Consider the following 25,846-nt stretch of genomic DNA (forward strand, 5'->3'; position numbering starts at 1 on the left):
GGCATGGAATCGAGGACTTATCCGATCGATCGCTTCAAAGGAATAACCGTAGCCATGTACTCTTGCTATGACGAGCATGGGGAAGTCAGCAAGGAAGCGGCGCGGAAGCTGGCTAGGCATTATGCCGACATTGGCGTTAACGGCCTCTACGTCGGGGGAAGCACCGGCGAAGGCATGCTGCAATCGGTGGAGGAACGCAAACGAACGTTGGAAGCGGTCGTGGACGAGGTCGGAAACGAGCTTACGATCGTTGCTCATATCGGCGCGCCGTCTACCCGGGATTGCATCGAGCTAGCCAAACATGCCGAGCAGGTCGGAGCCCATGCGGTATCGGCCGTTCCGGCGATTTATTACCGGCTGTCCGCTCGGAGCGTCGAAGCGCATTGGCAAGCGATCGTCGACAGTACGTCTCTTCCGTTCATTATCTATCATATTCCCCAGACGACGGGGTTTCAGCTTTCGACGGCGCTAATGGCCAAGATGGCGGCGCAGGATAAAGTCATCGGCGTGAAAATTTCAGCGGAGAGTACGTTCGAACTGCAGCAATCCAAGGCGGTCGGCGGCGAAGATTTCCTTGTCCTGAACGGTCCCGACGAGCAGTATTTGGCCGGCAGGAGCATCGGCGCGGACGGCGGAATCGGCGGCACTTACGGAGTAATGCCGGAATTGTTCCTGAAGATCGAACGCTGCTTCCGGGAAGGTCGCATGGAGCAAGCCCTAGAATGGCAGTTTATCGTGAACGATTTGATCAAGCGACTGCTCTCCTTTCCATCGTTGTACGGCGCTTGCAAGGCGATCTTGAAGCTGCGGGGATTGGACTGCGGCGGTCCGAGAATGCCGCTCTTGCCGATATCGGAAGCGGATCGGGAACGGATCGTATCCCTTGATCACGACATTAGGAAATACGTAAGCCTAGCCGATTGGAAGGGTGAGCATGGCAAGAAACAATAGGATTATACAAAGCTAACCTAGAGCGATTGACTGCCCGGCTTATGCGGGGGGCAATCGCTTTTTTCCGCATGACAGGATGAGAGGTGAGGACACGTGTTAGGGCTGGCTATTCTGCTCGGCTTTGAATTTATCGGTTACATGGTTCACCACTTTCTTCGCTTCCCGCTTCCTCCGAGCGTAATTGGATTAATTCTTCTTGTTCTTTCGTTGTTTCGAGGATGGGTGAAGCCGGAGTGGATCGAACAGCCCGCGGAGTTTCTGCTCAAGCATATGATGGTGTTTTTTGCCCCTACGATTGTCGGAGTCATGATCTTCTTCTCCAGGATCGGGGACGAATGGATCGCGATCTCGTTCAGCTTGATCGGGAGTACGCTATGCGTGCTTCTCGTCACGGGCTGGACGATAACTAAGCTAGCGGGAAAGGGGGAACGACGGAACAATGCTCGAAGAGACGGTTAGCACGCCATTGTTCGGAATCGCCCTTACCGTCGTTTTCTATGCGGCTGCCCAACTGTTGAATCAATGGAAGAGATGGGTTCACCCTTTGTTCGTTACTTCGGGAGGAGTCATTACGTTCCTGCTTGCCTGCGGGATTCCTTATCGGGACTATAAGGTCGGCGGGGATATCGTTACATTTTTCCTCGGTCCCGTTGCCGTTGCTCTCGCCGTGCCCCTGTATAAATCCGCGCAGAAATTGAAGGGAAACGTTCGAACGGTCGTTATCGGCGTAACGATAGGTTCCGTTAGCGGATTATTGTCCGTAGCGATCTTAGCTTGGGCGTTAGAAGGGAGTCGCGATACGCTATTGTCGATGCTGCCGAAATCCACGACCTCGCCGATCGCTATCGAGCTCTCGCGTCAGTTAGGCGGATCTCCCGAGTTCGGAGGCGTATTCGCCGTTCTGACCGGATTGTTGGGCAGTATGCTTGGTCCGCTTTTGCTCCGTATGATCAAAGTGCGCGGAGACATCGCGATCGGTACGGCGATGGGGACGGCTTCGCATGGCATCGGGACGGCCCGGCTTCTAAGGGATTCGGAGGTTCAAGGAGGGGTTAGCGGCTTTGCGATGGGGTTGTCTAGCATCATTACTCCGATATTGTGCATTCCGATCCTGTGGTTGATTTGAACAGGCCAAAAAAAGTAGGCTTACGGCAACGGAGCCGCAAGCCTCAAGGTATATATTATTGAAAAGGGGGGTCATGTTTGTATTGTAACCCCCTTAGATGAAGAGAAGATGAAAGAGAGATTACGGTTCCATTACAAAAGAGAAAGCGGTACCACTTTATGGATCGCCCGCGCCCGACACTTCCACGAGCCCCGTATCGTCGAACGGGGGAAGTTGCCGTCCTTCGGCGGCGTCCACCAGCCGCTCGACGATTCGGGTTCCCCATTCTTCCTCGTGTTGCGATAATACCGACGTTAACTGGCCGTTGCGGATCGCCTCTTGGATTTCCGGAGTAAGCCCGAAGGTAAAGGCGTAACGCGCCAAGCCTTTGGCTTTCCATACGAGAATGGAAGCGGAACCGGATACGAAGTCGAGTCCGACGAAGGCGTCGAAATGAGGATGGGCGTCGATCATTTCCTCGAGATCCCTTAACGCGCGGCTCTCGCTCCCTTCGTTATAGCGAACCTCCAATACTTGTATTTTCGTTCTATTGTTGAGATAGGTAAGCATTCCCTCCAGCCGCTGGTCCATGCTGAGCGTCCGGCGCGTTCCGGTTTCCACCAGCACCATGCCGCTCCCGTCGAGCAGCTTATCCAGAGATTCTCCCATTCTGCGCCCCGATTCCAGGTTGTTCGTTCCGATATACGTTAGGCGTTTGCTTGCGGGCGAATCCGATTCGAAGCAGATGACGGGTATCCCGCCGTTAACCGCTTTATCGATGATGGGGGCGAGCGCGTTCGCGTCGATCGGGTCGATGGCGATCCCGTCTACTTGTTGGCGGATCATCGTCTCCATCATGCGGATTTGCTGCTCCAAGTTCGATTCTCCCGGAGCTTTGACGACAAGCCTGACGTTCGATTCGGCTGCCGCCTTTTCGGCCGTGCGGGTTATCGTTTCGTAGAACGGATGCGTCATCGGATAGATGATCCCGAACGTATACGCCGTTGCGGCACTCGTTACGATGGGAGGCGTAGTCGATGGGGGAGGCGAGACCGAATCCGCATCGTTGGCGCATCCCGATAAGATAACCGACAAGAGAGCAACCGGCAGAAGAAAGCGGAGTAATCGGTTACGCCAAGCGCTCTGGGCTGTCATGATACTCTCCTTCCGCGGATCGGCCTCCGGGCATCCCTTGCCGTCTAAATTCCCGCGTCGTCATTCCCGTCATTTTCTTGAACAGGTTGGAAAAGTAATGCGCGTCGTTATAGCCGACCCGATAGGCGATTTCGTAGGACTTGTCGTTCGTCGCTTGCAACAGCTCCATCGCTTTGCGAATCCGGGTTTGCGTCAAATATTCGATGAAGGTTTGGTCGGTTTCCTGGCTGAACACTTTGCTTAAGTGGCTAGGACTGACCCGAACGTGCTCGGCCGCGTCCTGCAGAGACAGCCGGTCGTTGACGTATTGCTGCTGAATAAATCTTTTTACCTTGGCGATGATATCCGCATACTTGCTAGCCGCATCGGCTCTCCACGCCCACAGCTTCTCCAATAGATCCGTTAAGAAACGGCAGCATTCCTCCCAGCTTGCGATTTTGCGGATTACCCCCTGCAAGTCGGCAACCAAGGCGTCCGAATTTTCGGAGGCGCGGAATACGCTTTTCGCTTCTTGAAGCGATTCCAGCATTAATTCATTTAGCAAGTAATAGCCGTACATGGACGATTTCCAGTCCACTCCCGTTAGACAGCCGGCGAAGCCGCGCACGAAATCGTCGAGCTGGGCGGGGGTTCCGATCTTCAGAAACTCGATGAAGCTCCCCCGGTCCAAGTACGCGGTTGCGCCGGTTGTTCGGCCGGCCGCGCTCCACAGCTCGTTCCGATTGATTTTCGACAGCCGGTGGAGGTTGCGGTCTTCTTCCGCTTCCAAGAAGGAGACGTGAATGCCCTGCAATCGATCCTGAACGCTCCCGATTCCGAACGTAACCGCGCCTTGAAGCTCGTTCTCCAGCTGAGGGACAAGTTTGTTGCGCAGTTGATCAAGGGTTGCGGTCAAGTCTGAAGCGGAATCTCCGTGCATGATCCAGACCTTCTCCGTCCGGCTTCGCTTGAAGCTCCAGCTGGCAATGACGTTCGCTAGCTTGTCGTCGATGATCCTTTCCGCCTGCACGATGGTTGCCGCATCGGTATATGCGGATTGATCGGAGCATCTGAGGTCGCAGATAAGGACGGCATAGCGGGCCGCAATTACGTTCAAGGATAGAGCCCCCGCCGCTTCCACGGCTTCGGTCGTCGAGATCAGCCCTCCGCACAAGTCGCCGAACAGCTTCTCCCGCGTGTATGCCTTGCGCTCTTTCATCCGTCGTTCATGGTCGATCTTGTCGCCTACGGAATGGAGCAGCTTGATCAAGTCGACCGAATGAACCGGCTTCAAGCAGTATTCTTCCACGCCGATCTGCAGGGCGGAGCGGGCATAGCTGAACTCGTCGTGCCCGCTTAAGATGATGATCTTCGTATCGGGCAGCCGCTGACGGACGATGGAGCTGAGCTCGAGCCCGTTCATGAACGGCATCTTAATGTCGGTGATCAGGATATCCGGCATCCACTTCTCGATCAGAGGGAGCGCGACTTCGCCGTCCGGCGCGTCCCCGCAGTAGACGAACCCTTCCTTTTCCCAGTCGATGCACACTCTTATATTTTCTCTAATGACGATTTCGTCGTCGACCAGCATGACCTTTTTCACCGATTAACCCCCTTATTTCTTAGGTATTCGGACGTAAATGCAGGTGCCCTTATGTTCCTCGCTGTCGATTCGAAGCCCGTAACGTTCGCCGAAATACAGCCGCAATCGTTGATGCACGTTCTGCAAGCCGAACCCGCCGTTTTTCCCGTCTTCGATATCCGCCTCGTCCGGCAGCATTTCGCGAGGCTGGTCGAGCTGCGCGCGCACCGCGTCCAAACGTTCGGAATTCATTCCGATTCCGTTGTCTTCGACGAACAAGACGATATCCTGGACCTGGTCGACGTAAGCGCCGATACGGATTAAGCCTTTGCCCCGCTTGTTTTTGATGCCGTGGTACAAAGCGTTCTCGACGAGAGGCTGCAGCGTCATCTTCAGAATCGGATACACCTGAAGCTCCGGGCTGACGTTGACTTCGTAATCGAGAATATCGCGGTATCGCATTTTCTGGATGATTAAATAGTTTTGCACGTGATCAAGCTCGATTTTGATGGAGATCCAATCGCGGCCCTTGTTCAAGCTGATCCGGAAAAATCGGGATAGCGCCTGCACAAGCTGGATTACTTGCTCGTTCTTGCCGGCTTCGGCCATCCAAACGATGGAGTCGAGCGTGTTATAGAGGAAGTGCGGGTTGATCTGGGCTTGCAGCGTTCGCAGCTCCGCTTTCTGAATATGCTCCTGCTCGCGGATGCTCTGTTCGAGCAGCATTTTGATTTTCTCGATCATCGTATTGAAGCTGGTACCGAGATCGGCGATCTCATCCTGCCCCGAAGGCTTCACCTTGGCGTCCAGATAACCGGAGGCGGCTTGCCGCATCTTGCTTTTGAGCAGCTGGATCGGCCGGGTAAGACGCGAAGTGATAAAAAAGTAGAGCGTGATCGTAAAGACGATGCTTAAGACGACGCTGACGATGATGAGCTGGCGGATTCGATTGGCGTCCTCGACGATTTCTTCCAGCGGCGCGCTGCCTACGATTTTCCACCCTGTAGCTTGCGATGTGGCAAACACGACGAATTGCGAAGGATTTGCGGTAGAGTCTACGAAACTGTCTCGCGGCATGCCGGCGCGTTCGCTCAGGTTAACCGGCCGGAAGGGGCTTTCGGACTCGGCTGGCGCCGAAGGCGTAAAGATCGGGACGCCTTTGTCGTCCGCGACGTAGAACAGTCCCGTCTTGCCGATCTTCACGTTGCTCGAGAACCGCTCCACGACCGAATCATCCAAGTCTATGACGATGAAGCCGACGACCTCGTGCGTGATTTGCTGTTTGACGGTCGCCATGATCGTAATGACGTTGCGGTCCGGGTAACGGAAGCCGTCCAGCCGGTCCCAATCGGACGATTTCGTAGGCGGTATATTCAGCACTTCGTTCGGTTCGGACATCAACTGCGCGAAGTGCGGGTTTCTCAGCGGATTGTAATCCAGTTGGAAGACGCCTTTCCTTTCGCTGATGCCCCTGCCGTACAAGTTGATCATCGTCATATTGAGCACGCTTTCATATTTGTAAGTCTGTCGGTATAGATCGAACGTCTTCAAGATAAACTTAGCGTCTTCGTAGGTTTCGCTTTGAGAGAACAGGAAACGGAGCACTTGAGGATTTTTCTCCAGCTCGAGCAGACGGCCCGTATCTTGAAACAAGACGTCGATGTCCAGAGCAAGCCGATCCGCGACGAGCATCGTGGCGGCTTTGCTATGGCCGGAGACGGTGTCGAACGATTTCTGATAGGAGACGAGACCGACCGCGATGAGCGGAATCGACGTTAGAATGACGAACATGGTCAGCAGCTTGGCACGCAAGCTGGAGGTAATCTTTCGAAAGAAAGGCATTCCGCAGCGTTCCTTCCTGAGTTGTGGCGTTCGCGGAGAGACGCGGTCCCTTTTCTACTAACTATAGCAAAAATCGTTCATTTCGTGGGCTCCCTTACGCGAACGTGATGGTTATCTCCAACTTTTGAATAAAAAAACACAATAAAACGATTCCGGGTTCCCCGAAGTTCCCATAAAAACGCAAAAAACGGCTGCGATCGTCCGTATAATCGCCCTCTGGAAGCGCTTTATAATGAGCTCACGCCAACAAAAACGGTGAACCTATGGGGAGGAAGTTACAGATGAAAAAGTTTAAGAAGTGGGGCGTATCGCTTGCCCTGGTCGCTCTTATGGTCGTTGTCTCCGCTTGCGGCGGCAACAACAATAACGGAGGCAATGCCAGCCCGTCGCCGGCGGAAAGCTCGGCAGCGCCAGCCGCCGAAAGCTCGGCGCCGGCTTCCGAGAGCGCAAGCGAATCCGCTCCCGCAGCCTCGGATAAGAAAGTCGTTCTCGGCTTCGCGCAAGTTGGCGCGGAAAGCGGTTGGAGAACGGCAAACACGAATTCCATCAAGGAATCCGCGGCGGAGGCCGGCTTCGATCTGAAATTCTCCGATGCGCAACAGAAGCAAGAAAACCAAATCAAAGCGATTCGTTCTTATATCCAACAGAAGGTTGACGTGATCGCGTTCTCCCCGGTGGTCGAGTCGGGATGGGACACGGTACTGAAGGAAGCTAAAGACGCGGGCATCCCGGTTATTCTGACGGACCGTTCGGTGGATTCCAAAGATACGTCCTTCTACAAAACGTTCATCGGCTCCGACTTCGTCGAAGAGGGCCGCAAAGCGGGACAATGGGTAGTCGATCAGTACAAAGACTCCCAAGAGGACGTCAATATCGTCGAATTGCAAGGAACTACGGGATCCGCTCCGGCGAACGACCGCAAAGCCGGCTTCGAGGAAATCATCAAATCCAACGCCAAGCTGAAAGTGATCGCTTCCCAGACCGGCGATTTCACTCGCGCCAAAGGGAAAGAGGTTATGCAAGCGTTCCTGAAAGCGCACAAAGACATCGACGTGCTGTACGCCCACAACGACGATATGGCTCTCGGCGCGATTCAAGCGATCGAAGCGGCCGGTCTTGTACCGGGCAAAGACATCGTCATCATTTCCGTCGACGCGGTTAAAGACGGCATGACCGCCGCCAGCGAAGGCAAAATCAATTTTATCGTAGAGTGTAATCCGCTTCTTGGACCTCAGTTAATGCAGGCGGTTAACGATGTTCTTGCCAACAAGGAAATTCCGCAACGCATCGTGACCGAAGAGACGACGTTTACTTCGGAACAAGCCAAAGAGGCGCTTCCGAACCGCAAATACTAATCGTTCAGTCGCAAGTCCGCATGCCAGTAGATGAGGCCGCTCCGCTTCCGATGTATCGAGTCGGAGCGGCTTTTTCTCTTAAAGGAGGAGAGGATGTTCAAATGGAAGAGAGGAACATGAACGAAGGACAGCCGGTTCTGCAAATGAACGGAATCGTTAAAAGCTTTCCCGGCGTGCGCGCGTTGAAAGGCGTCGATTTCCGGTTGTTCACCGGCGAAGTGCACGCCTTGATGGGCGAGAACGGAGCGGGCAAATCGACGTTGATCAAAACGTTAACGGGGGTTTACTCCGTGGACGAGGGGAAGGTCGTGCTAGACGGCAAACCGATTGCTCCCCATAGCCCGCAGGATGCCCAAGCCGTTGGGATAAGCACCGTCTACCAAGAGGTCAATTTATGTCCGAATCTGACGGTGGCGGAAAATATTTATATCGGCCGCGAACCGCGGAAGCTCGGATTCATCCAATGGAAGGAAATGAACAAGAACGCCGCCGCGCTTCTGGCGGAACGGCTTCATCTTGACATCGATGTCTCTCAGCCGCTGCAATCGTATTCGGTAGCCATCCAGCAGCTCGTAGCCATCGCGCGCGCCTTGAGCATCTCCGCTAAGGTGCTCATTCTAGACGAACCGACGTCGAGTCTCGACCGGAATGAAGTTCGGCAATTGTTCGCCATCATGCGCAAGTTGAAGAGCGAAGGGCTAGCGATCCTGTTCGTGACGCACTTCTTGGATCAGGTATATGAAATTTCCGATCGCATTACGATTCTTCGCAACGGGGAGTTCATTGGGGAGCACATGGCGGAAGAGCTGCCGAGAATCGAGCTTGTCTCCCGGATGATCGGCAAAGAGCTGCATATGCTCGAGGAGCTCCCAAAGTCGCTTGACGCGGAACATGCGGTTTCAGACGACGTCTGGATCGAAGCTTCGGGCCTTGGACGCAAAGGGGCGATAGAACCGTTCGACCTGGGCATTCGCCGCGGCGAGGTCGTGGGATTGGCCGGACTTCTCGGTTCCGGCCGAACGGAGATCGCCCGCTTGTTCTTCGGGGCGGATCGGGCCGATCACGGCAAGCTGAAGCTGGCCGGGGCGGACGCTGTTCGTTCTCCGCGGGATGCCATCTCTCAGGGAATCGGATTCTGTCCCGAGAACCGGAAAACGGAAGGCATCATCGACGATTTGTCCGTACGCGAGAATATCGTCTTGGCGATGCAAGCGTCCCGGGGATGGCTCAGGACGATCCCCCGCAAGCGGCAGGATGAGATTGCGGACCAATATATCAAGGCGTTAAACATCAATCCTCCGAACCCCGAGCATCTCGTGAAAAATTTAAGCGGCGGCAACCAACAGAAAGTAATTCTGGCCCGTTGGCTTCTGACGCAGCCGAAGCTGCTCATACTGGACGAACCTACGCGCGGCATCGATGTCGGGGCGAAGGCCGAAATCCAGAAGCTCGTCTTATCGTTATCCCAGCAAGGAATGTCCGTCCTGTTTATTTCGTCCGAGTTGGAGGAAGTGCTTAGAGTAAGCGGCAGGATCGCCGTATTAAGGGACCGCAGGTTGGTGAAGGAAATCGAAGGTCAAGACATCAGCCCGCATCATGTGATGCAGGCCATCGCGGGAGGTTGAGGGCACTGTGAACCGAATGATGAAGCATCACTTATTTTGGCCGCTCGCCATGCTGGGAGCGCTGCTTTTATTTAATCTTTTCTATTCTCCCGATTTTTTCACGATTAGAATGCAAGGCGGGCATCTATACGGTAACTTGATCGATATTCTGAACTTCGGGGCTCCGCTTATTCTCGTAGCCGTGGGGATGACGCTGGTCATCGCCACGAAAGGAATCGACTTATCCGTCGGCTCCGTCGTCGCGATCGCCGGGGCCATGTCTTGCCTGACCATTAGCAAAGGAGAGGACCAGAATTCGCTGGGCCTGGTGCTCATGGCTATAGGGTTCGCTTTAGGGTTATCCGTGATTCTGGGGTTGTGGAACGGGCTGCTCGTAACCGGAGCAGGCATCCAGCCGATTATCGCGACCTTGATTCTGATGGTGGCCGGCCGGGGAATCGCCCAATTGATTACGGACGGGCAAATTATTACTCTTTCCAGCTCAAAGTACGAATTCATCGGCGCGGGCTCTTTGGCGACGTTGCCGTTCTCCATTTTCATCGTTGCGGCCGTGTTCGTCGTCGCTTCCCTGTTAACTAGGAAAACCGCCTTAGGCCTATTCATCGAATCGGTAGGGACCAATCCCCATGCGAGCCGATTGGCCGGCATACGCTCGAGATTCGTCGTCGTATCCGTGTACATGTTCTGCGGATTATGCGCCGGAATCGCGGGCTTGCTGCTTAGCTCCAACGTATCCAGCGCCGACGGGAACAACGCCGGATTATGGTACGAACTGGACGCTATCCTTGCCGTGGTCATCGGGGGGACTTCGCTGAACGGAGGCCGGTTCTACTTGTCCGGCACGCTCGTCGGAGCGCTGATGATCCAGACGTTGTCCACGACGATTTATTCCGTAGGGATCGCCCCGGAAATTACGCTCGTCGTAAAAGCGTTCGTCGTCCTGACGGTATGCCTGATCCAATCCGAAGCTTTCCGCAAAGCCATCGTAAGGCGTTGGCAGACGCGCCATTACCCCGGCGAGAAAGAGGTGACCCGGCATGCTTAACCGCAAATTCGTTCCCATTCTGGTTACCGTTGCCTTGTTCGCGGTCATGCTGGCTGCCGGTTCGTTCCGATATACCGGATTTTTCTCCATGCAGGTCGTATTGAACCTGTTGATCGACAATGCGTTTTTGCTGATCGTCGCGGTCGGCATGACTTTCGTTATCGTCTCCGGCGGCATCGATCTATCGGTCGGTTCCATGATCGCGCTGACGACGATGATCTCCGCGAGCCTCATTCAGGAGCACGGGATGCCGCCTATCGTCGTCATTCCTCTCGTGCTAGCCATAGGGTGCGTATTCGGCTGGGCCATGGGCGCGATCATCCACTATTTTAAGGTTCAACCCTTTATCGTTACGCTTGCGGGAATGTTTCTGGCCCGGGGGCTATGCTATATGATCAGCCTTAACACCATTACGATCGACGATTCCTTCTATACGAAGGTCGCGCAGACGAAGGTCGTGCTGCCGGGCGGAAGCTTCGTGTCGATTAACGTCATCATCGCGTTGATCGTCGTTCTAGTCGCGATATTCGTCGCGCATTACACCCGGTTCGGACGCAACGTCTACGCGCTTGGGGGAAGCGAGCAATCGGCGCTGCTTATGGGACTTCCCGTAGCAAGGACCAAAATCGGAGTTTACGTCGCGAGCGGTTTCTGTTCCTCGCTTGCAGGCGTCGTGTATACGTTCTATATGTTGTCCGGTTACGGACTACACGCGGTCGGGACGGAGCTGGACGCGATCGCTTCCGTCGTTATCGGAGGCACTCTGCTGACGGGGGGCGTAGGTTATATCTTCGGCTCGTTCTTCGGGGTTATGATCTATGGCGTTATCCAGACGATCATTAGCTTTGAAGGGACTCTCAGCTCTTGGTGGACCAAGATCGTCATCGGGCTGCTGCTGTTTATTTTCATCGTGCTCCAAAGAGTGCTAAGCGTGCGCCGTTCGACGGTCAAAACGTAGAGAGACTGTCTTATTCTACTTGCGAGGGAGCATATCCGGATGCGATCAATCGGCACTAAGCTGTTTGCAGTTCTCTTCGTCATCGTCGGCCTATTGTCCGCGACATTGGGCTTGTTTTCTTATTTCACCGCGCAATCGGCGATCGTCGACCAAGCGAAGACGGGCTCCATGCAGACGATATCGCTCACCGGCGAGAAGCTGGATATGAAGCTGCGATTTTTCCTCGATGCGGCCAATCAGATCGTGGGCAACAGCGAGTTCCAAGAGCAGCTCTTTCAATTCGCCAACGCGGGCCGGATGCGCGAGGAGGAACTAAATAGCCGAATGGCCGGCGTACTGGGGCTGCTGGATCAGATCAAGTTATCCGAGCCGCGCATTCGCGACATTACGTTGGTCCCGCTCGTAGACCCGGTGCCGATGATGAGCACGGATAGGCAGGCGGCAAATCCGGACGCGGAGGCCGATTGGATGCGCAGCATCCGGGGCTCCGAAGGCAAACCCGTTTGGTTGCCCATCGAAGATCAAGGTTATCTGGGCAACTCGCCCAAGCCGTTATTCGCGTACGGGAAACTTCTAGGCAAGAAAAATATCGGCTCGAACGATTTCGTGCTGCTCGTTCAGATCGAGTCGACCGTGCTGCAGGAGATGATTCAAGGCGTCAAACTCGGCGAACAATCGGCGGTCGCGATCTACGACGGTACGGGGCGGCCCGTTTCAACCGACGGGAGTTCCGGGCAACGGCTTGACCTCTCGGGTGCCGGAGGTGCCGTATCGGACACCCGAAGCTACGTCGGGGCGGATAAACGATTAGTCGCTTATCGGACTTCATCCGTTACGGGATGGATTCTAGCGGGTTTCGTCCCCTTAAGCGAACTGACGAGCGCGGCCGACCGCATTCGCGATTTGACGTTCGTCGTCATTGCGGCAAGCGTAGTCGTCGCCGTTCTTGTCGGCATATGGCTCGTCCGAATGATCTCGAAGCCGCTCGGACAATTGAAGCTGTTGATGCGCAGGGCGGCCGACGGAGACTTGCGAGGAAGAATGGCGACCAATAGACGGGACGAGATCGGGGATGTGTCGGTTGCTTATAATCAAATGTCGGAGCAGATCGGAACGTTGGTATCTAATGCCCGCAGATCGGTAGACGAAGTTGCGGGCTCCAGCCTCCAGATGGCTAATGCCGCCCAGCGGACGGCGAATTCCGCGCACGAAATCCATTGGGCAGCCGCGCAAATCGCGCAAGGAGCGGCGGGGCTCGCCACCAATGCCGAACAGAGCGGCGACAACGTCGGCATGATGGGGATCCGAATGGGCGATGCGAGAGAGTTGCATGAAAAAATGGAGGGAGCGACCCGCGTCGTCGACGAGCTTTGCAACGAAGGCGGAGCGATCGTGGAAGGGCTGCTCGTCAAGACTCGGGAGACCGATCGGCATTTCCGCTCGCTGGCGGATCGGGTAAACGGTTTATCCGACAGCGCGGCTTCCATTCAAGGAATTCTGAAGCTGATCACGCAAATGGCGAAGCAGACGACGATACTATCGCTTAATGCGGCGATCGAAGCTTCGAGAGAAGGGCAAGCCGGAGGGATGAAGGCGATCGCGGACGAAATCAGGCGGGTGGCCGAGCAGTCCCATGCTTCTATCGGCCAAGTAGAACAATTAGCTATGAATATTCGCTCCGAGGTTGACTCCTCCGTCGGCACGATGCGGGAAACGGAACCTTTCTTCCGGGAAATGACGGAAGGAGTGGGCTCGGTTCACCGATTGTTCCGCAGCGTTCGCGAGATGATGGAGCAGCTGAAAGCCCGGCTGGATGAAGTAAGCGTATCGCTGGTGCAGCTTCATCGAAGCCATCATACGATTCGGGAATCGATCGAAGAAGTGTCGGCCGTATCCGAGGAAGCATCGGCTTCGGCAGATCAAGTCGCGGCGCTTACGAACGCCCAGAAGGATATCGGGCTCGAGCTCGTGCAGGTATCGGAAGACTTGAAGAGGGTGTCCGCCAGATTAGAGCAACAAATGTCGAGCTTTTTGGTATAATGAACGCACGTAAATGCCTTGGATAAGCATGTGTAATGGGGGCCGGCAAAATGAAATTCGGCATTAAGAGCTTGCGGGGGATCATAGCCGTTATGGTTGTTCTGCTTCTCGCGGGGTGCAGTTCTTCGTCCTCTTCCGTGACGCCGCAGCCTCCCGTACCGACGGAGACGATCGCGGGACAGGACATTATAGGGGAAATTCCCGTTTCTTCCCGGCAGGACATTACGCTTGGATTTTCCCAGCTGGGCTCGGAGAGCGATTGGCGGCTGGCGAATACGGAGTCGATACAGGAGGCCGCGAAGGAAGCGGGAATCAAGCTGCTGTTCGATAACGCGGAGCAGTCCCAGGAAAAGCAGATCGAAGCCATCCGAGGATTTATCGAACAGAAGGTCGACGTCATCGCGATAGCTCCGGTCGTCCAATCGGGCTGGGAACCGATCATGAAAGAAGCGAAGCAAGCGGGCATCCCGCTTATTCTATCGGATCGTTCGGTAGACGTTAACGACCCGTCTCTGTATGTCACGTTTATAGGCTCGGACTTCACGGAGGAAGGACGAAAGGCCGGCAAATACTTATTGGATAAAATGCGCGACGAGGTCGGCTCTATCGGCATCGTCGAGCTTAAAGGAACGGAAGGCTCATCGCCTTCTATCGAACGAGGCAAAGGCTTTCGCGAAATTATGGCCAAACGGGAAGATTTCAAAATTCTAAAAAGCGAATACGCGAACTTCACGCAGAAGGAAGGCAAGGAGGTCATGAAATCGTTCTTGGAGGACAAAGGACGCGACATTCGCGTGCTGTTCGCCCATAACGACGACATGGCGCTTGGGGCAATCGAGGCTATCGAAGAATACGGGCTCGTTCCCGGCAAAGATATCATTATCATTTCCGTCGACGGAACCCGCAAAGCGTTCGAGATGATGGCGGAAGGCAAGATCAATTGCGTAGTCGAATGCAATCCGCTGCTAGGACCGAATCTAATGCAGGCGGTTAAAGAATTGATAGCCGGCAGAACGTTGCCGAAACGTATCGTGACGCCGGAGAGCGTCTTTACGGAAGAGATGGCGGAGAGGGAAGCGGCGAACCGGAAGTATTGAGCCGCGATAAACCGACGTTCGCCATGAATCTCTTGCCTGAACAATTCGCATGTCCGTCCCCGAAAAAATTGAATTCCATCCCCTTCGGATTGCTGATAAAGTAGAGAGGAAAGTCTCGCGCGGAGCACGCCTAGCAACGAACGCTACGCCCGCGCCGCGTCTGCGTCAACCGATCCGCAACACCCCCTTTCAGGCTCCGTCCGGAGGGGGTTTTCCTTATATGGAGGGGGCTCCTTATGTTCTACTCGCTCAGAACCCGTTTGTCCGTCACGTTCATCGTCCTGCTCATCGTCCCGTTCATTACGATGGTCGCCGTGTTCACGCAAGCATCGAACTCCGTCATCGGAACGTCCATCGAGGAATCGACGTCGCAGACGATGGACCAATACGCTTCGTTCGTGAACACGCTGACGACGCAGGTCGAGGACGTGGCTAACCAGGTACTCAGCAACGAAGTGACGCAGCAATGGATCACCGTCCAACTGGACAGGAGCCTTCCTCAGGAGAAACGGATCACGGCCGACGCCGAAATCCGCAAGTTTCTGTCTTCCATCGCGCTTAACCACTCCTCTATCTCTTCCATTACGCTATTCAACGAGAACGGAACGGCCGTCGGCATACGCGACCAAGTGTTCGACGATCCGGCATTTCTCGCCAGCGACTGGTACGCCACGTTCAAGCGGGACGAAATCCGCTGGGTGCCCGCCCACGTCGACCCCTATCAACCGAACTATCTCCAGAAGGAAAGCATGAACAGTCTCCTCTACAATCTCGTGCAATTAAGCTCGTTCCGCAACATCGGCGTATTGAAGCTGAACGTGGAAACCTCGCAGATCCAGACATCGCTCGACAAGATCAAATTCGGAGAGACGGGCCGCGTATATTTGGTAAACATGGACGGACGTCCGGTATTGAACCAGCAAATAGACGAAGGCATGTCCGGGTTCCTGAAGGAGATGCCCGTTATCCGCGAGGATAAGCACTCCGGCGGGAAGCTGACCGTAGCGCACGATGGGGAGGAACACCGGATCCTCTATCGCAAAATCAAAAGCGCGAATTGGATGTTAATCGGCGAAGTTAAGGAATACGAGCTGTTCGAGAAAATGAAGCGGGTCCAGCAGACGATGCTGCGGTCGGGGCGCTGCTGCTGTTGCTCACGATCGTTGCCGCGTTCTGGTTGTCGTCCGGCATCGCCCGGCGCTTACGCGGCTGGCGGCCTCCATGAGACTCGTGGAACGGGGCGACTTCGGCCGGCTCGAGGACGAGGCTCTTGCGAAGATGCCGATTCCCCGCAACGAAGTCGGTTATGTCGTCAAGGTGTTCCGTAACATGGTCCAAAGGCTGAGGTTTCTGATCGAAACCGAATTTCAGTCCAATATGCGGCGCAAGGATGCGGAATACAAGGCGCTGCTTATGCAGATTAACCCGCACTTTCTATATAACACCCTGGAAGCGATCGGCAGCTTGTCCGCGCAACAACGCAGCGACGAAGTCATCGACGTTACGGAATGGCTGGGCCAGATGTTAAGGTACTCGCTTCGGGCCGATAGCGATCTCGTCAGGCTGCGGGACGAGATGCAATATATCCGATACTACGTCTCCATCATGAGAATCCGCTTCGGCGATCGCATTCGCGTGGACATCGCGGAATCGCCGGGACTAGGCGACGCGCCGATCGTCAAGTTCATCCTTCAGCCGCTCGTCGAGAACGCGATCAAGTTCAGCCAGGAAAACCCGGACGGCGCGCGCGTCGGTATCGCCGCGGCCAAAGAAGGGGATTCGCTCGTCATCGAAGTGTCGGATAACGGGACGGGGATGTCGGTCGAGCTGATCGAAGAGTTGCAGGAGGAAATGGCCAGAGGCCGTATGACAGACGTGCTCAGCGCCCACGGGCGAAGAATCGGCCTTCGCAACGTTCTGGCGCGGTGCTCGCTCCATTACGGCGCGGGCTTCAGCGTCCGGATGAAGTCCGGTCCGGGCGAAGGCACCCGTATCGCATTGCGATTGCCCATGAAGGAGGGATAACCGATGTATCGCGTACTGCTCGTGGACGACGAATTGGAAATTCGCAGCGGACTTAAGTTGAAGATCGATTGGACGGCTCTAGGCTTTACGATCGCGGGAGAGGCTCAAGACGGAAGAGAAGCGCTCGCTTATCTGGAACGGGAGCGTTTCGACCTGATTCTTACCGATATTCGGATGCCCGTTATGAGCGGGCTGGAGCTGCTGAAGCAATGCGCGGAAAACTATTCTCGGGTGAAATCCATCGTGCTTTCCGGTTACGACGACTTTCATTTCGTGAAAGCGGCGCTTCAGTGCGGGGCGAAAGATTATTTGCTGAAGCCGGTCGTCCGCGGCGAACTGGCGAGCATACTCGGCAAGCTGAAGGAGGAACTGGATTCGGAGAGACAAGCCGCGACGATGGACGAGACGGTTCGGCACCGGCTGTCGGAGAGCGAGTCGGTGTTAAAGGAACGGCTCGTGCTGGAGTGGATCGGCAACGACGACGCGGACGCGGTCGGCGCGTTGCGAAGAGAGCTTGGCCGCTACGGCATGGACGTCTGGCTGAACGATACCCGAAGCCTTCAATTCGTCAGTACGGAATACCGGATGAAGGAGGGGCGGCTTGGGGAGCGTTCCGAAGGAGGCGGGTTGTTTCGGCTTGCTTTCCAACTGCTGTGCAGAGAGACGCTTGAGCAATTCGAATGGCGGGATTCCGCATTCGTATTCCACCATCGAGGTTATCCTCAAATGATGCACGTGCTTGTTTCCGCTTCGGACGAGGAGGAAGGAGAACGCCGCAGAATTTTGCTCTGCAATCAGCTTCAGTCCAATATTCACCGCTATTTGAAGGTCGAGACGGTCATCGGCATAGGCGTTCCGGTCCGCGGGACGGCTGCGATGCGTCAAGGGTTCGTGTCGGCCATGCTGAGCTGGAGCCAAAGCCGATCGGGCGCGATCTCCCAGATCGTCATGCCCGATCCCGTATCCGATACGTTCACGGAGCTGTCCCCCGAAGTGGAGAAGAGGCTAGAACTGGCGCTCGAGAACGCCGATCTGAGAACGTTCTCCAGCACGGTGGAGACGGTGGTCCAGGCCGAAAATTATCCGATGCAAGGCGTCGCGTCGTTCGTGCTTCGCGTCATCCTGCTCTTGGACCAATCCGCCCGCAGGCATAAGCTGGCGGTTCCCGAGACGCAGGAATGGATGTTGCCGGACGCGGCGTGGAAGATCGGTTCCGGAGCCGACGCGATTCCTTATTTGAACGGAATCGCCGCGAGGGTCGTCGAGGGAATCCAGAGTTCCCGCGTCTCGGACGGAGTTTCGGCGGTGGAAGCCGTCCGCGATTATATCGAACGCTCGTATATGAACGAGTTAAGCCTGACGATGATGGCGGATCGTTTCCATCTCAATCCGACCTACCTGTCGGAACTGTTCAAGAAGCAGATCGGAACGACGTTCAGCGACTACTTGACGCAAGTGCGTATCGGCAAGGCGGCGGAGCTGCTGCGCGACCCGCAGATGCGCCTAGCGGACATCGCGGAGCTCGTCGGCTTCGCCAACGCGAGCTATCTGAGCAGCGTGTTCAAGAAGCATTACGGGATCAGTCCGAACGAGTACCGCAACCTTCCGACGTTGCCCGCTACCTGACGATTTTATATGCGAACATCCAAAGAGGACGAATTCCAAGGCGCACCCGACGGATGCTAGCCTGTAGATGCAGCACATTAACCGAAGGGTGAGGGTCATATGAAAAAAAGTTTGTTGCTTGCGCTTACCATCGTATTGGCATTCGGGCTTGCCGCATGTTCCTCGAATTCGAATTCCGGCACGAATGCCCCCGCGTCGGCTTCGCCGGCGGAGTCCGGCGCGGCGCCGTCCGAAGCGGAAGGGGAAACCGTAACGCTCACGTTCTGGCGGCACGATTACGCTCCCGAAGCCGAAGCGTTCAAGAAGCTGATCGCTTCTTTCGAAGAGAAGCATCCCAACATCAAGATCGATTTTCAAATGATTCCGAACGACCAGTACGAAACGAAGATCCGCACGGCGCTCGCGGGGGGCAATCCTCCGGACATCATGGCGCTGGACGCGCCGACGCTGGCTTCCTACGCCAATTCCGGGGCGATTATCCCGCTTGAGGATTATTTCGCCAAAGACGGCAACAAAGACGATCTGCTCAAGCCCGTCATCGAAGGCTTAACCTTTAATGGCAAAATGTACGCGGCGCCGAACAACGAAGGCACGATCGTCATGTTCTACAACAAAAAGATGTTCGAGGAGAAAGGGATCCCTCTTCCTTCCAAGAACGTGGACGAAGCTTGGACTTGGGACCAAGTGCTGGACGCCGCGCGCAAGCTGAACGATCCGGCCAAAGGCGTGTACGGCTGGAACCCGACGCCGTGGGGATTCGCGGGACACGAAGGCGCTCCGTATTCGGAGATGGCGTTCCTGTGGCAGGCCGGCGCGGAAATCCTGAGTCCGGACGGCACGACGGCGAAAGGGTACCTGGACTCCGCGGAAGCTAAGAAAGCGATGACGTTCTGGAAGTCGCTCTTCAATACGGAGAAGGTGTCTCCTAAGGAGCTGCCGCAAGACGCATTCTGGAACGGCAAGGTGGCGATTCACGTGGACGGTCCGTTCGCGTTCTCCTACCAGGAGCAGAACTTCCCGAACTTCAAGCTCGGCGCCGACTACGACGTCGCACCGCTGTGGAAAGACCAGAAGATGATCGGTACGACCGGAAGCTGGGGAATGGCGATTACGTCCAAGTCCGAGCATCCCGACGAAGCATGGGCTTTCGTGAACTGGGTAACGGGAGTAGAAGGGTCCAAAGTCTGGTACGAGGAAACGAAAAACTTGCCGGCCCGCCAATCGACCTTCGACGCGTTCGCGGAATTGAAAGAATATCCTATGAACATCTATGCCGAGCAGCTATCCAAATACGGCCATCCGCGCCCGGTCACCCCGGCGTATCCGGCGATCAGCGAAGCGATCCGCCTTTTGTTCGAGGACGTCGGATTAGGCAACGGAGACGTGGACGAAGCACTGGCTAGAGCGGTCAAGAAGATCGAAGACGGATTGGCGATCCAGAAGCAGCAATAGCTCCTCTGCGATCAGTTATGCATAGCTGCCGGAGTCAGGTGGGGCGAACGCACTAAGGTGATGGGATAACGTTATTTCTGGATCTGATAGGCTACATGACGCAGATAGAGTGATGGCATAACGTTATTCTGTTACCAATCCATCGAAACGGGGCGCATGGGGAGAGATAAGGTGATTCCATAACGCTATTTCCACTCCTAACACCGAACTTATTGAAATAAAGCGATGGCATAGCGTTATCATCTCGGATCAGAGTCCCAGCCACACGGCTGAATCCAAGATTCGAAGCCGAATCGACCGCCTCGAACAGCATCGTGATCAAAAACGGACTTTTTGAACTGCCTTAACCAATCAGGGTCAAAAAGTTCGGTTTTCAGCACCGAGAAGGTTGGAAGAAGCTTAGGGAGCGAGGAACGGAGCGTAGGCAAATCCTACGCGAGTACCGGAGGGCCCGGCTGAATCCAAGATTCGAAGCCGAATCGACCGCCTCGAACAGCATCGTGATCAAAAGCGGACTTTTTGAACTGCCTTAACCAATCAGGGTCAAAAAGTTCGGTTTTCAGCACCGAGAAGGTTGGAAGAAGCTTAGGGAGCGAGGAACGGAGCGTAGGCAAATCCTACGCGAGTACCGGAGGGCCCGGCTGAATCCAAGATTCGAAGCCGAATCGACCGCCTCGAACAGCATCGTGATCAAAAGCGGACTTTTTGAACTGCTTATCAGAAACAGGAATGCAGGGGGAGTAGGGAAAGGCATACGTCCTTACTCCCCTTTGTCGTTCCATAAAACCGATATCCGCAAGGATCGGAGGAGGGTTTCCCGTTGAAAAATCCAAGATTCGCGGTATACGACAAGCAAGAATCGAGGGCCGCCTACCTTTTTATCGTTCCCGCGTTTATCCTGCTCGCCGTGTTCATTTTCTACCCGATGTTTCGCGCGCTGCTCATCAGTTTTCAGAACTACAATTTGATTTCCTCCCAGTCTTCCTTCGCTGGCTTTGCCAATTACGGCAAGCTGTTCGAAGACGGCGCGTTCGGGGCAAGCCTATGGCATTCGTTCTACTTCACGATCGTGGTACTTCCCGTGCAGACGGCGATTTCTCTCGGATTGGCGCTGCTCGTGCAGAAGAAGTTCCGGGGAGTCGGTTTTTTCCGAACGGTCTATTTCATCCCCGTCGTCGTGTCATTCGCGATCGCTTCGACGGTATTCAGGCTCATCTACAACAAAGACTACGGCATGCTGAACGTCGTGCTTAAGGGACTGGGATTGCCGGCGCTCGATTTTCTGTCCAACCCGGACATTTCCATGCTGGGCATCATCGCGCTGTGCATCTGGCGGGCGATGGGCTTCGTTATGGTCATTTTCCTCGCGGGGCTCAACAATATCCCCGAATCGCTGTACGAGGCGGCGCACGTGGACGGAGCGAGCTCCGTTCAAAGATTCTTCCTCATCACCTTGCCCCTCTTGAAGAGGACGATGGCTTTCGTGGTCATTATTACGACGATGGACGCCCTGAAAATATTCATACCGATCTACATTACGACGAGCGGGGGACCGGCGGGTTCGACGAGCACGGTCGTGCATTTCATCTACGAAACGGCGTTCAAGCAGATGAATATGGGGTACGCTGCGGCTGCCGCGTTTCTGTTCTTCTTTCTGGTGCTGATCATTTCCATCGTGCAGCTTCGAATCTTCCGCACGGATGTCGAGTATTAGGCATGCGCTGGGCGTTACGAAATTTCAAAAGCAAGGAGACGGACCTATGAATCGAACATTCATCGTCATCGTTCGTACGGCGGTCATGATCGCCATAGCGGGCATCGCCATTTTCCCGATCTATTGGATGGTCATGAGCTCGTTCCGCACCCACGAGGAAATTTTCAAATATACGACTTTAAGTCCCGAATTGTTCTTGCCGGTCGAATGGACTTTGCAGAATTACAAAGATATTTTCCTGGATCCTAGCAAGCCGTTCGGCAGATACATGCTGAACACGTTGTTCGTCGCGGTTATCGTCACGGCGATAGGCTTGCTGGTCAACGCGATGTCCGCTTTCGCCTTCGCGAAGCTAAGATTTCCGTTCAAAAAGCTGTTGCTCACGGTATTCATGTCTTCGCTGGTCATTCCGTACGAGGTGATCATGATTCCGCAATATTTGCTTATGCGCGATTTCGATTGGATCAACTCCTACATGGCGTTGATCGTCCCGCAGATCGTATGGGTGTTCGGCATTTTCATGCTCGTGCAGTTTTTCTCCGACATCCCGAGAGATATTTTGGACGCCGCCCGTATGGACGGAGCGGGGTGGTCGCGCATATTCGCCAAGATCGTGCTGCCGACAGCCGTGCCTGCGCTTATCACGCTGGGCATCATGACGTTCCTCAACCAATGGGACTCGTTTCTCTGGCCGCTCGTCGTCATCAACGAAGAGAAGAAGCAGGTTATTCAGGTGGCGATCTCTTCGTTCCAGTCGTTGCGCAATATCTCGTGGGGCAAAATCTTGGCCGCCACCTCGATCAGCTCGGTTCCGATCTTGATCGTGTTCCTGTTCCTGCAGCGGTACTACGTGCAAGGTATTACGATGTCCGGAGTAAAGGGGTGAGCGGGGTGCTTCCGGTTTGGTTAAACGAAAAGGTGGGCTTTCGCTGGCATGAGGAAGGCTTGTGGAAAGAAATCGAGTTCGGAGCGGCGTTGTACGGTTCGGACGAAGCGGTCTGGACGGCTAGCGCGGACGACGTTCCGATCGAGGTTCGTTTGGATTGGGAAAAGGGAGGCGAGACGACGAACGAGAGGAAAGTCGCATGCGTGACGGTGACGATCGGAAGGGATTTTCCCGGAGCATCGACGCCGTTCTCCGGCGCGAAAGTGTACTTCGAGAACGAATCCTCGCTAGAATGCGTCTGGAAGCCCCATCTCGCGCCGTCTGAAGGAATGGTCGTCGGCGATAAAGCTTTCCGTTCTCCGGCGATCGTCTTCGAGAACGGGACGGCGATGACGGCGCTCGTTCCCGATCTGCACTCCTTAGCAAGCGATAGGGACGTTCCGAACGTAATGGACTATACGGTTTCCGACCGGGAGCTCGTCTACGGATTATGCGAATACGAGGAAGTCGGACACGTCTATCACCGACTGACGCCGAGGTCGAAAGTGCTGGATCGAAGGTTGCAGTTCCGGTTTTATCTCGTGGAATGGGAAAAGAAGGCGGGACAAAGAGAGCGCGATTTCCGTGCCGTGGAACGATTCCTCTGGGAACGGTTCGGACGCGAGGCGATGCCGGTGTCCGATGAAGACGGAGGCGCGAAAGAGCTATCGTCGCTTGAACCGTATGCCAATTATGCTTACGGCTGGGCGCTGGACCGATGGAAGAATGTCGCTTGGCAGCAATTCCGGTTGGAAGGAGGGACGGAGGTCGGAGGAGTCGTCTTCCTCGTCTGCGCAAGGCAGAAGCCCGGCTTCGGACAAGAGGAGGAGTGGCGCGAGCCGAAGAGTTTATGGAACCAAGCGTGGTTCTGCGGACTGCGCTCGGCGTACGGATATGCTTTATGGGGACGGGAGAAAGGCAGGACGGACTGGGAGGAGAAAGCCGAACTCGCTCTTAACTTCGCGCTGTCGGCCCCCCAGACGGACGGCTTGTTCCCGGGTTATTACCAAGCCGGCGAGGACAACCGGTGGGAGTCGGGCCGGTGGTACATGTCGGGTCCGAGGCGTCCCGCGGGACACGAGGAGCATATCCATCTGCTGGACGCTTCGTGGACGTGTTGGTGGCTGCTCAAATGGTACCGGGACATTAAACGGGACGAACGGATACTGCCTTACGTGACGCGGTATGCGGAGAGACTGCTCGCGCTTCAGCGGGAAGACGGGGCATTCCCGGCTTGGGTCCGATTGGATGGAGCGGGGACGTCCCCGTTCCTAACGGAAAGCCCGGAGACGTCCATGCACGCCATGCTGTTCGTTTTGCTTCATCGCTTGCGGCCCGACGACAAGTACGTCGCCGCGGCGATCCGAGCGGCAACTTTCGTCGCCGACCGGATCGTGCCCGAAGGCCGATGGGAAGATTTCGAGACGTACTGGTCGTGCTCCCGGCAATGGGAAGGCAAGCAATTCGGGGAGAAGGATTCTCGCAGCGGCTTGTATAACCAATGCAACTTCGGGATGTATTGGTCGGCGGAGGCTTTCAAAGATTTATATTCCGTCACGGGAGATCCGCAGTGGTTGGAGCACGGGGAACAGGTGCTCGCCGAGGCTTCGCTGTACCAGCAAATCTGGCAGCCCGACTTCTTCCCGGTACCGACGGTCGGCGGATTCGGCGTCATGACCAGCGACGACGAATGGAACGACGCGCGTCAAAGCCTCTTTGCTTTAACTTACTGGGACTATTACCGCCTGACGGACAACGATAGCTACCGGGCCCGCGCGATATGGGCAATGAAGGCGTCCTTCTATATGATGTATTGTCCGGAGAACGTGGCGGTAAGAGCGATGTACGAGTCGGTGCACCCGCACTTCGACGAACGGGATTACGGGTTCCACATGGAAAACTTCAATCACCACGACGGTACTCCCGTCGACGGATTGGGAGAGTTCACGATCTTCGATTGGGGCTGCGGCGCGGCGGCCGCATCGTTGGCGGAGTTCAAACGGAAGCTAGGTTAAAAAAAGGAGGCTTGCGGCAACGGGCCGCAAGCCTCAAGTTATATATTTCAAAGGGGGGTCATGTATGTATCTTAACCTCTGAACATGAAGAGAGGATGAAAGGAATATTACGTTATGATTACAAAACGACTACAGGGCTGCCGAGGAGAGTTTCTCTACTACGAGTTTCTCTACTACGGCAGCCCTGCTAATTGTTTTAGTTATCCGCTTGCTGCTCGCGCATCCTAGTCATCTGCTGCCAGACGGAGCCTGCGGCTTCTTCGCCGCGTTCGATGCGGGCAACCGCCATCTCGGCTTGCAGGCGAACTTCGAATTCCGCTTCGCTTGTCGCCGTCCGGCGAAGGGCTTCCAGCGCGGTGTCGTCTCCCGCTTCGTACAAGAACCGGGCGGCGCGCCAGCGAACGAGCTTGTTGGAGTCTTCGAGAGCCTCGATCATCGGCGCGATCGCGATCGGGTCGCCGATATCGGACAACGTATCGCCCGCGTCCGGCGTACGGAACCGGACGAGTCTTTCAAAGCCGCGAACAGATACGGGAACGATTCCGGCGTGCGAAGATCGCCTAAGTAGACAACGGCGAGCCTTCGCACCGACATTTGGCTGTCATGGAGCGCACGGGCGATGACCGGCAAATCTTCCGGCGTAGGCTTAAGCCGTTCCAATGCGGCATACCGTTCTTGCCATTCTTGGGAATCGAGGGCCTTCATGACCTGATCCCCCGTTAACGGAGCGGGTGGCACGGGAGGGGCGGCTTCCGGTCCGGCAGCTATCGACTGGCGGATTAAGTCGCGCAACCGAGCGTCGGAATAGGCCGCTTCAAGCTCCCGCTGCACTTCGTCCAGTACCTCCTGAGGTTCGCCATAGCGAACCCCAAGATCCTCAAGCATGCGCTCGCGGATCATCGTCGCTCCCGCGGCTTCGGACACGGCTTGCGCGAATCGTTCGGGCATAGCCGCGCGGAATTCCTGGCCTCCGCTGCGCACCCGAAGCTGCATCGGGATGCCGCGGAACATTTGCACGCGGACGTGAGCCTCGCCGAACCCCCCCGCGTCTTCTCCCGGACCGGTTAACGATCCGCCGGCCGCGATTCCGAATGCTTCCCTGACGCCGTCTAGAATGGCGGCCCAGTCCGCATTGCCTCTGCGGTCCAGGGCAAGAAAATCCGACGTATGGAATATCGCTTTGACGCCGGGAACCTCCAACAGTTTCGCGATTAACGGAGGCACCGCCGTCGAGTATTTGCCGTAATTCAACTGAACTCCGGGATCGAGCCTAACGTCCACGTTCAGCTTCATTGTATTGGGACTTGGGGTAGGCTCGATGGACAACAATTTCATGGAATACCCCTCGCTTTCTT

19 protein-coding genes and 1 pseudogene are annotated in these 25,846 nt (G+C 55.5%); 16 read left to right on the forward strand and 4 right to left on the reverse strand.

Annotated elements, in window-relative coordinates; translation table 11 throughout:
* Positions 1–3: 3 nt before the first annotated feature.
* The 3 genes from FPL14_RS19930 (at position 4) to FPL14_RS19940 (ending at position 2,077) form a co-directional block, all read left to right on the forward strand.
* A complete protein-coding gene (locus FPL14_RS19930; RefSeq protein WP_182299414.1) occupies positions 4–951 on the forward strand; it encodes a dihydrodipicolinate synthase family protein in 948 nt (315 codons plus the stop codon).
* A 93-nt stretch (positions 952–1,044) separates the two neighbouring features.
* On the forward strand, positions 1,045–1,410 hold the full coding sequence (locus FPL14_RS19935; protein WP_182299415.1) for a CidA/LrgA family protein: 366 nt from the start codon (positions 1,045–1,047) through the stop codon (positions 1,408–1,410).
* Positions 1,391–2,077: an LrgB family protein gene (locus tag FPL14_RS19940; RefSeq protein ID WP_182299416.1), complete on the forward strand. Its 687-nt coding sequence runs from the start codon at positions 1,391–1,393 to the stop codon at positions 2,075–2,077. The genes FPL14_RS19935 and FPL14_RS19940 overlap by 20 nt, the downstream gene beginning before the upstream one ends.
* A gap of 156 nt (positions 2,078–2,233) precedes the next feature.
* Here FPL14_RS19940 and FPL14_RS19945 read toward each other — a convergent pair whose 3' ends face one another.
* The 3 genes from FPL14_RS19945 to FPL14_RS19955 are packed head-to-tail and all read right to left on the reverse strand — an operon-like array spanning position 2,234 to position 6,614.
* Positions 2,234–3,211, reverse strand: coding sequence for a sugar ABC transporter substrate-binding protein (locus FPL14_RS19945; RefSeq protein ID WP_182299417.1), 978 nt, complete (start codon positions 3,209–3,211; stop codon positions 2,234–2,236).
* Complete coding sequence (locus FPL14_RS19950) at positions 3,186–4,793, reverse strand: response regulator (protein WP_182299418.1); 1,608 nt, start codon at positions 4,791–4,793, stop codon at positions 3,186–3,188. The genes FPL14_RS19945 and FPL14_RS19950 overlap by 26 nt, the downstream gene beginning before the upstream one ends.
* A 12-nt stretch (positions 4,794–4,805) precedes the next feature.
* The gene (locus tag FPL14_RS19955; RefSeq protein WP_182299419.1) at positions 4,806–6,614 is read right to left on the reverse strand and encodes a sensor histidine kinase; all 1,809 of its coding nucleotides are present in this window, start codon (positions 6,612–6,614) and stop codon (positions 4,806–4,808) included.
* Positions 6,615–6,895: 281 nt separating this feature from the next.
* On the opposite strand from FPL14_RS19955, the gene FPL14_RS19960 reads away from it, so the two are divergent.
* The 13 genes from FPL14_RS19960 to FPL14_RS20020 all read left to right on the forward strand — a co-directional run bounded on the left by FPL14_RS19960 (position 6,896) and on the right by FPL14_RS20020 (position 24,491).
* Positions 6,896–7,969, forward strand: a complete 1,074-nt coding sequence (locus FPL14_RS19960; RefSeq protein WP_182299420.1) for an ABC transporter substrate-binding protein — start codon at positions 6,896–6,898, stop codon at positions 7,967–7,969.
* A 101-nt stretch (positions 7,970–8,070) separates the two neighbouring features.
* Positions 8,071–9,594 (forward strand): sugar ABC transporter ATP-binding protein, encoded by a 1,524-nt coding sequence (locus FPL14_RS19965; protein ID WP_229263591.1) that lies wholly within the window; start codon positions 8,071–8,073, stop codon positions 9,592–9,594.
* A 16-nt stretch (positions 9,595–9,610) separates the two neighbouring features.
* Positions 9,611–10,639: an ABC transporter permease gene (locus FPL14_RS19970; RefSeq protein ID WP_229263996.1), complete on the forward strand. Its 1,029-nt coding sequence runs from the start codon at positions 9,611–9,613 to the stop codon at positions 10,637–10,639.
* Positions 10,632–11,597 carry a galactofuranose ABC transporter, permease protein YjfF gene (gene yjfF, locus FPL14_RS19975; protein WP_182299421.1) on the forward strand — a complete coding sequence of 322 codons (966 nt, stop codon included), beginning with the start codon at positions 10,632–10,634 and terminating at the stop codon, positions 11,595–11,597. The genes FPL14_RS19970 and yjfF overlap by 8 nt, the downstream gene beginning before the upstream one ends.
* 39 nt (positions 11,598–11,636) lie before the next feature.
* A complete protein-coding gene (locus tag FPL14_RS19980) occupies positions 11,637–13,637 on the forward strand; it encodes a methyl-accepting chemotaxis protein (RefSeq protein WP_182299422.1) in 2,001 nt (666 codons plus the stop codon).
* Positions 13,638–13,687: 50 nt separating this feature from the next.
* Positions 13,688–14,734, forward strand: a complete 1,047-nt coding sequence (locus tag FPL14_RS19985) for an ABC transporter substrate-binding protein (RefSeq protein WP_182299423.1) — start codon at positions 13,688–13,690, stop codon at positions 14,732–14,734.
* A 236-nt stretch (positions 14,735–14,970) separates the two neighbouring features.
* Positions 14,971–16,062 (forward strand): cache domain-containing protein, encoded by a 1,092-nt coding sequence (locus FPL14_RS19990; RefSeq protein WP_182299424.1) that lies wholly within the window; start codon positions 14,971–14,973, stop codon positions 16,060–16,062.
* Entirely contained in the window at positions 16,013–16,759 is a 747-nt protein-coding gene (locus tag FPL14_RS19995) for a sensor histidine kinase (RefSeq protein WP_182299425.1), read from the forward strand. The genes FPL14_RS19990 and FPL14_RS19995 overlap by 50 nt, the downstream gene beginning before the upstream one ends.
* 3 nt (positions 16,760–16,762) lie before the next feature.
* Entirely contained in the window at positions 16,763–18,385 is a 1,623-nt protein-coding gene (locus tag FPL14_RS20000) for a response regulator transcription factor (RefSeq protein WP_182299426.1), read from the forward strand.
* Positions 18,386–18,484: 99 nt separating this feature from the next.
* Complete coding sequence (locus tag FPL14_RS20005) at positions 18,485–19,837, forward strand: ABC transporter substrate-binding protein (protein ID WP_182299427.1); 1,353 nt, start codon at positions 18,485–18,487, stop codon at positions 19,835–19,837.
* 820 nt (positions 19,838–20,657) lie between these two features.
* Positions 20,658–21,551 carry a carbohydrate ABC transporter permease gene (locus FPL14_RS20010; protein WP_229263592.1) on the forward strand — a complete coding sequence of 298 codons (894 nt, stop codon included), beginning with the start codon at positions 20,658–20,660 and terminating at the stop codon, positions 21,549–21,551.
* 46 nt (positions 21,552–21,597) lie between these two features.
* Positions 21,598–22,437: a carbohydrate ABC transporter permease gene (locus FPL14_RS20015; RefSeq protein ID WP_182299428.1), complete on the forward strand. Its 840-nt coding sequence runs from the start codon at positions 21,598–21,600 to the stop codon at positions 22,435–22,437.
* Positions 22,434–24,491 carry a hypothetical protein gene (locus tag FPL14_RS20020; RefSeq protein ID WP_182299429.1) on the forward strand — a complete coding sequence of 686 codons (2,058 nt, stop codon included), beginning with the start codon at positions 22,434–22,436 and terminating at the stop codon, positions 24,489–24,491. The genes FPL14_RS20015 and FPL14_RS20020 overlap by 4 nt, the downstream gene beginning before the upstream one ends.
* Before the next feature lie 196 nt (positions 24,492–24,687).
* On the opposite strand, the pseudogene FPL14_RS20025 reads toward FPL14_RS20020, so the two are convergent.
* Positions 24,688–25,826: pseudogene (locus tag FPL14_RS20025) on the reverse strand (virulence factor).
* Positions 25,827–25,846: the final 20 nt, after the last annotated feature.

This window comes from Cohnella cholangitidis, assembly GCF_014107495.1.
Taxonomy (GTDB): domain Bacteria; phylum Bacillota; class Bacilli; order Paenibacillales; family Paenibacillaceae; genus Cohnella; species Cohnella cholangitidis.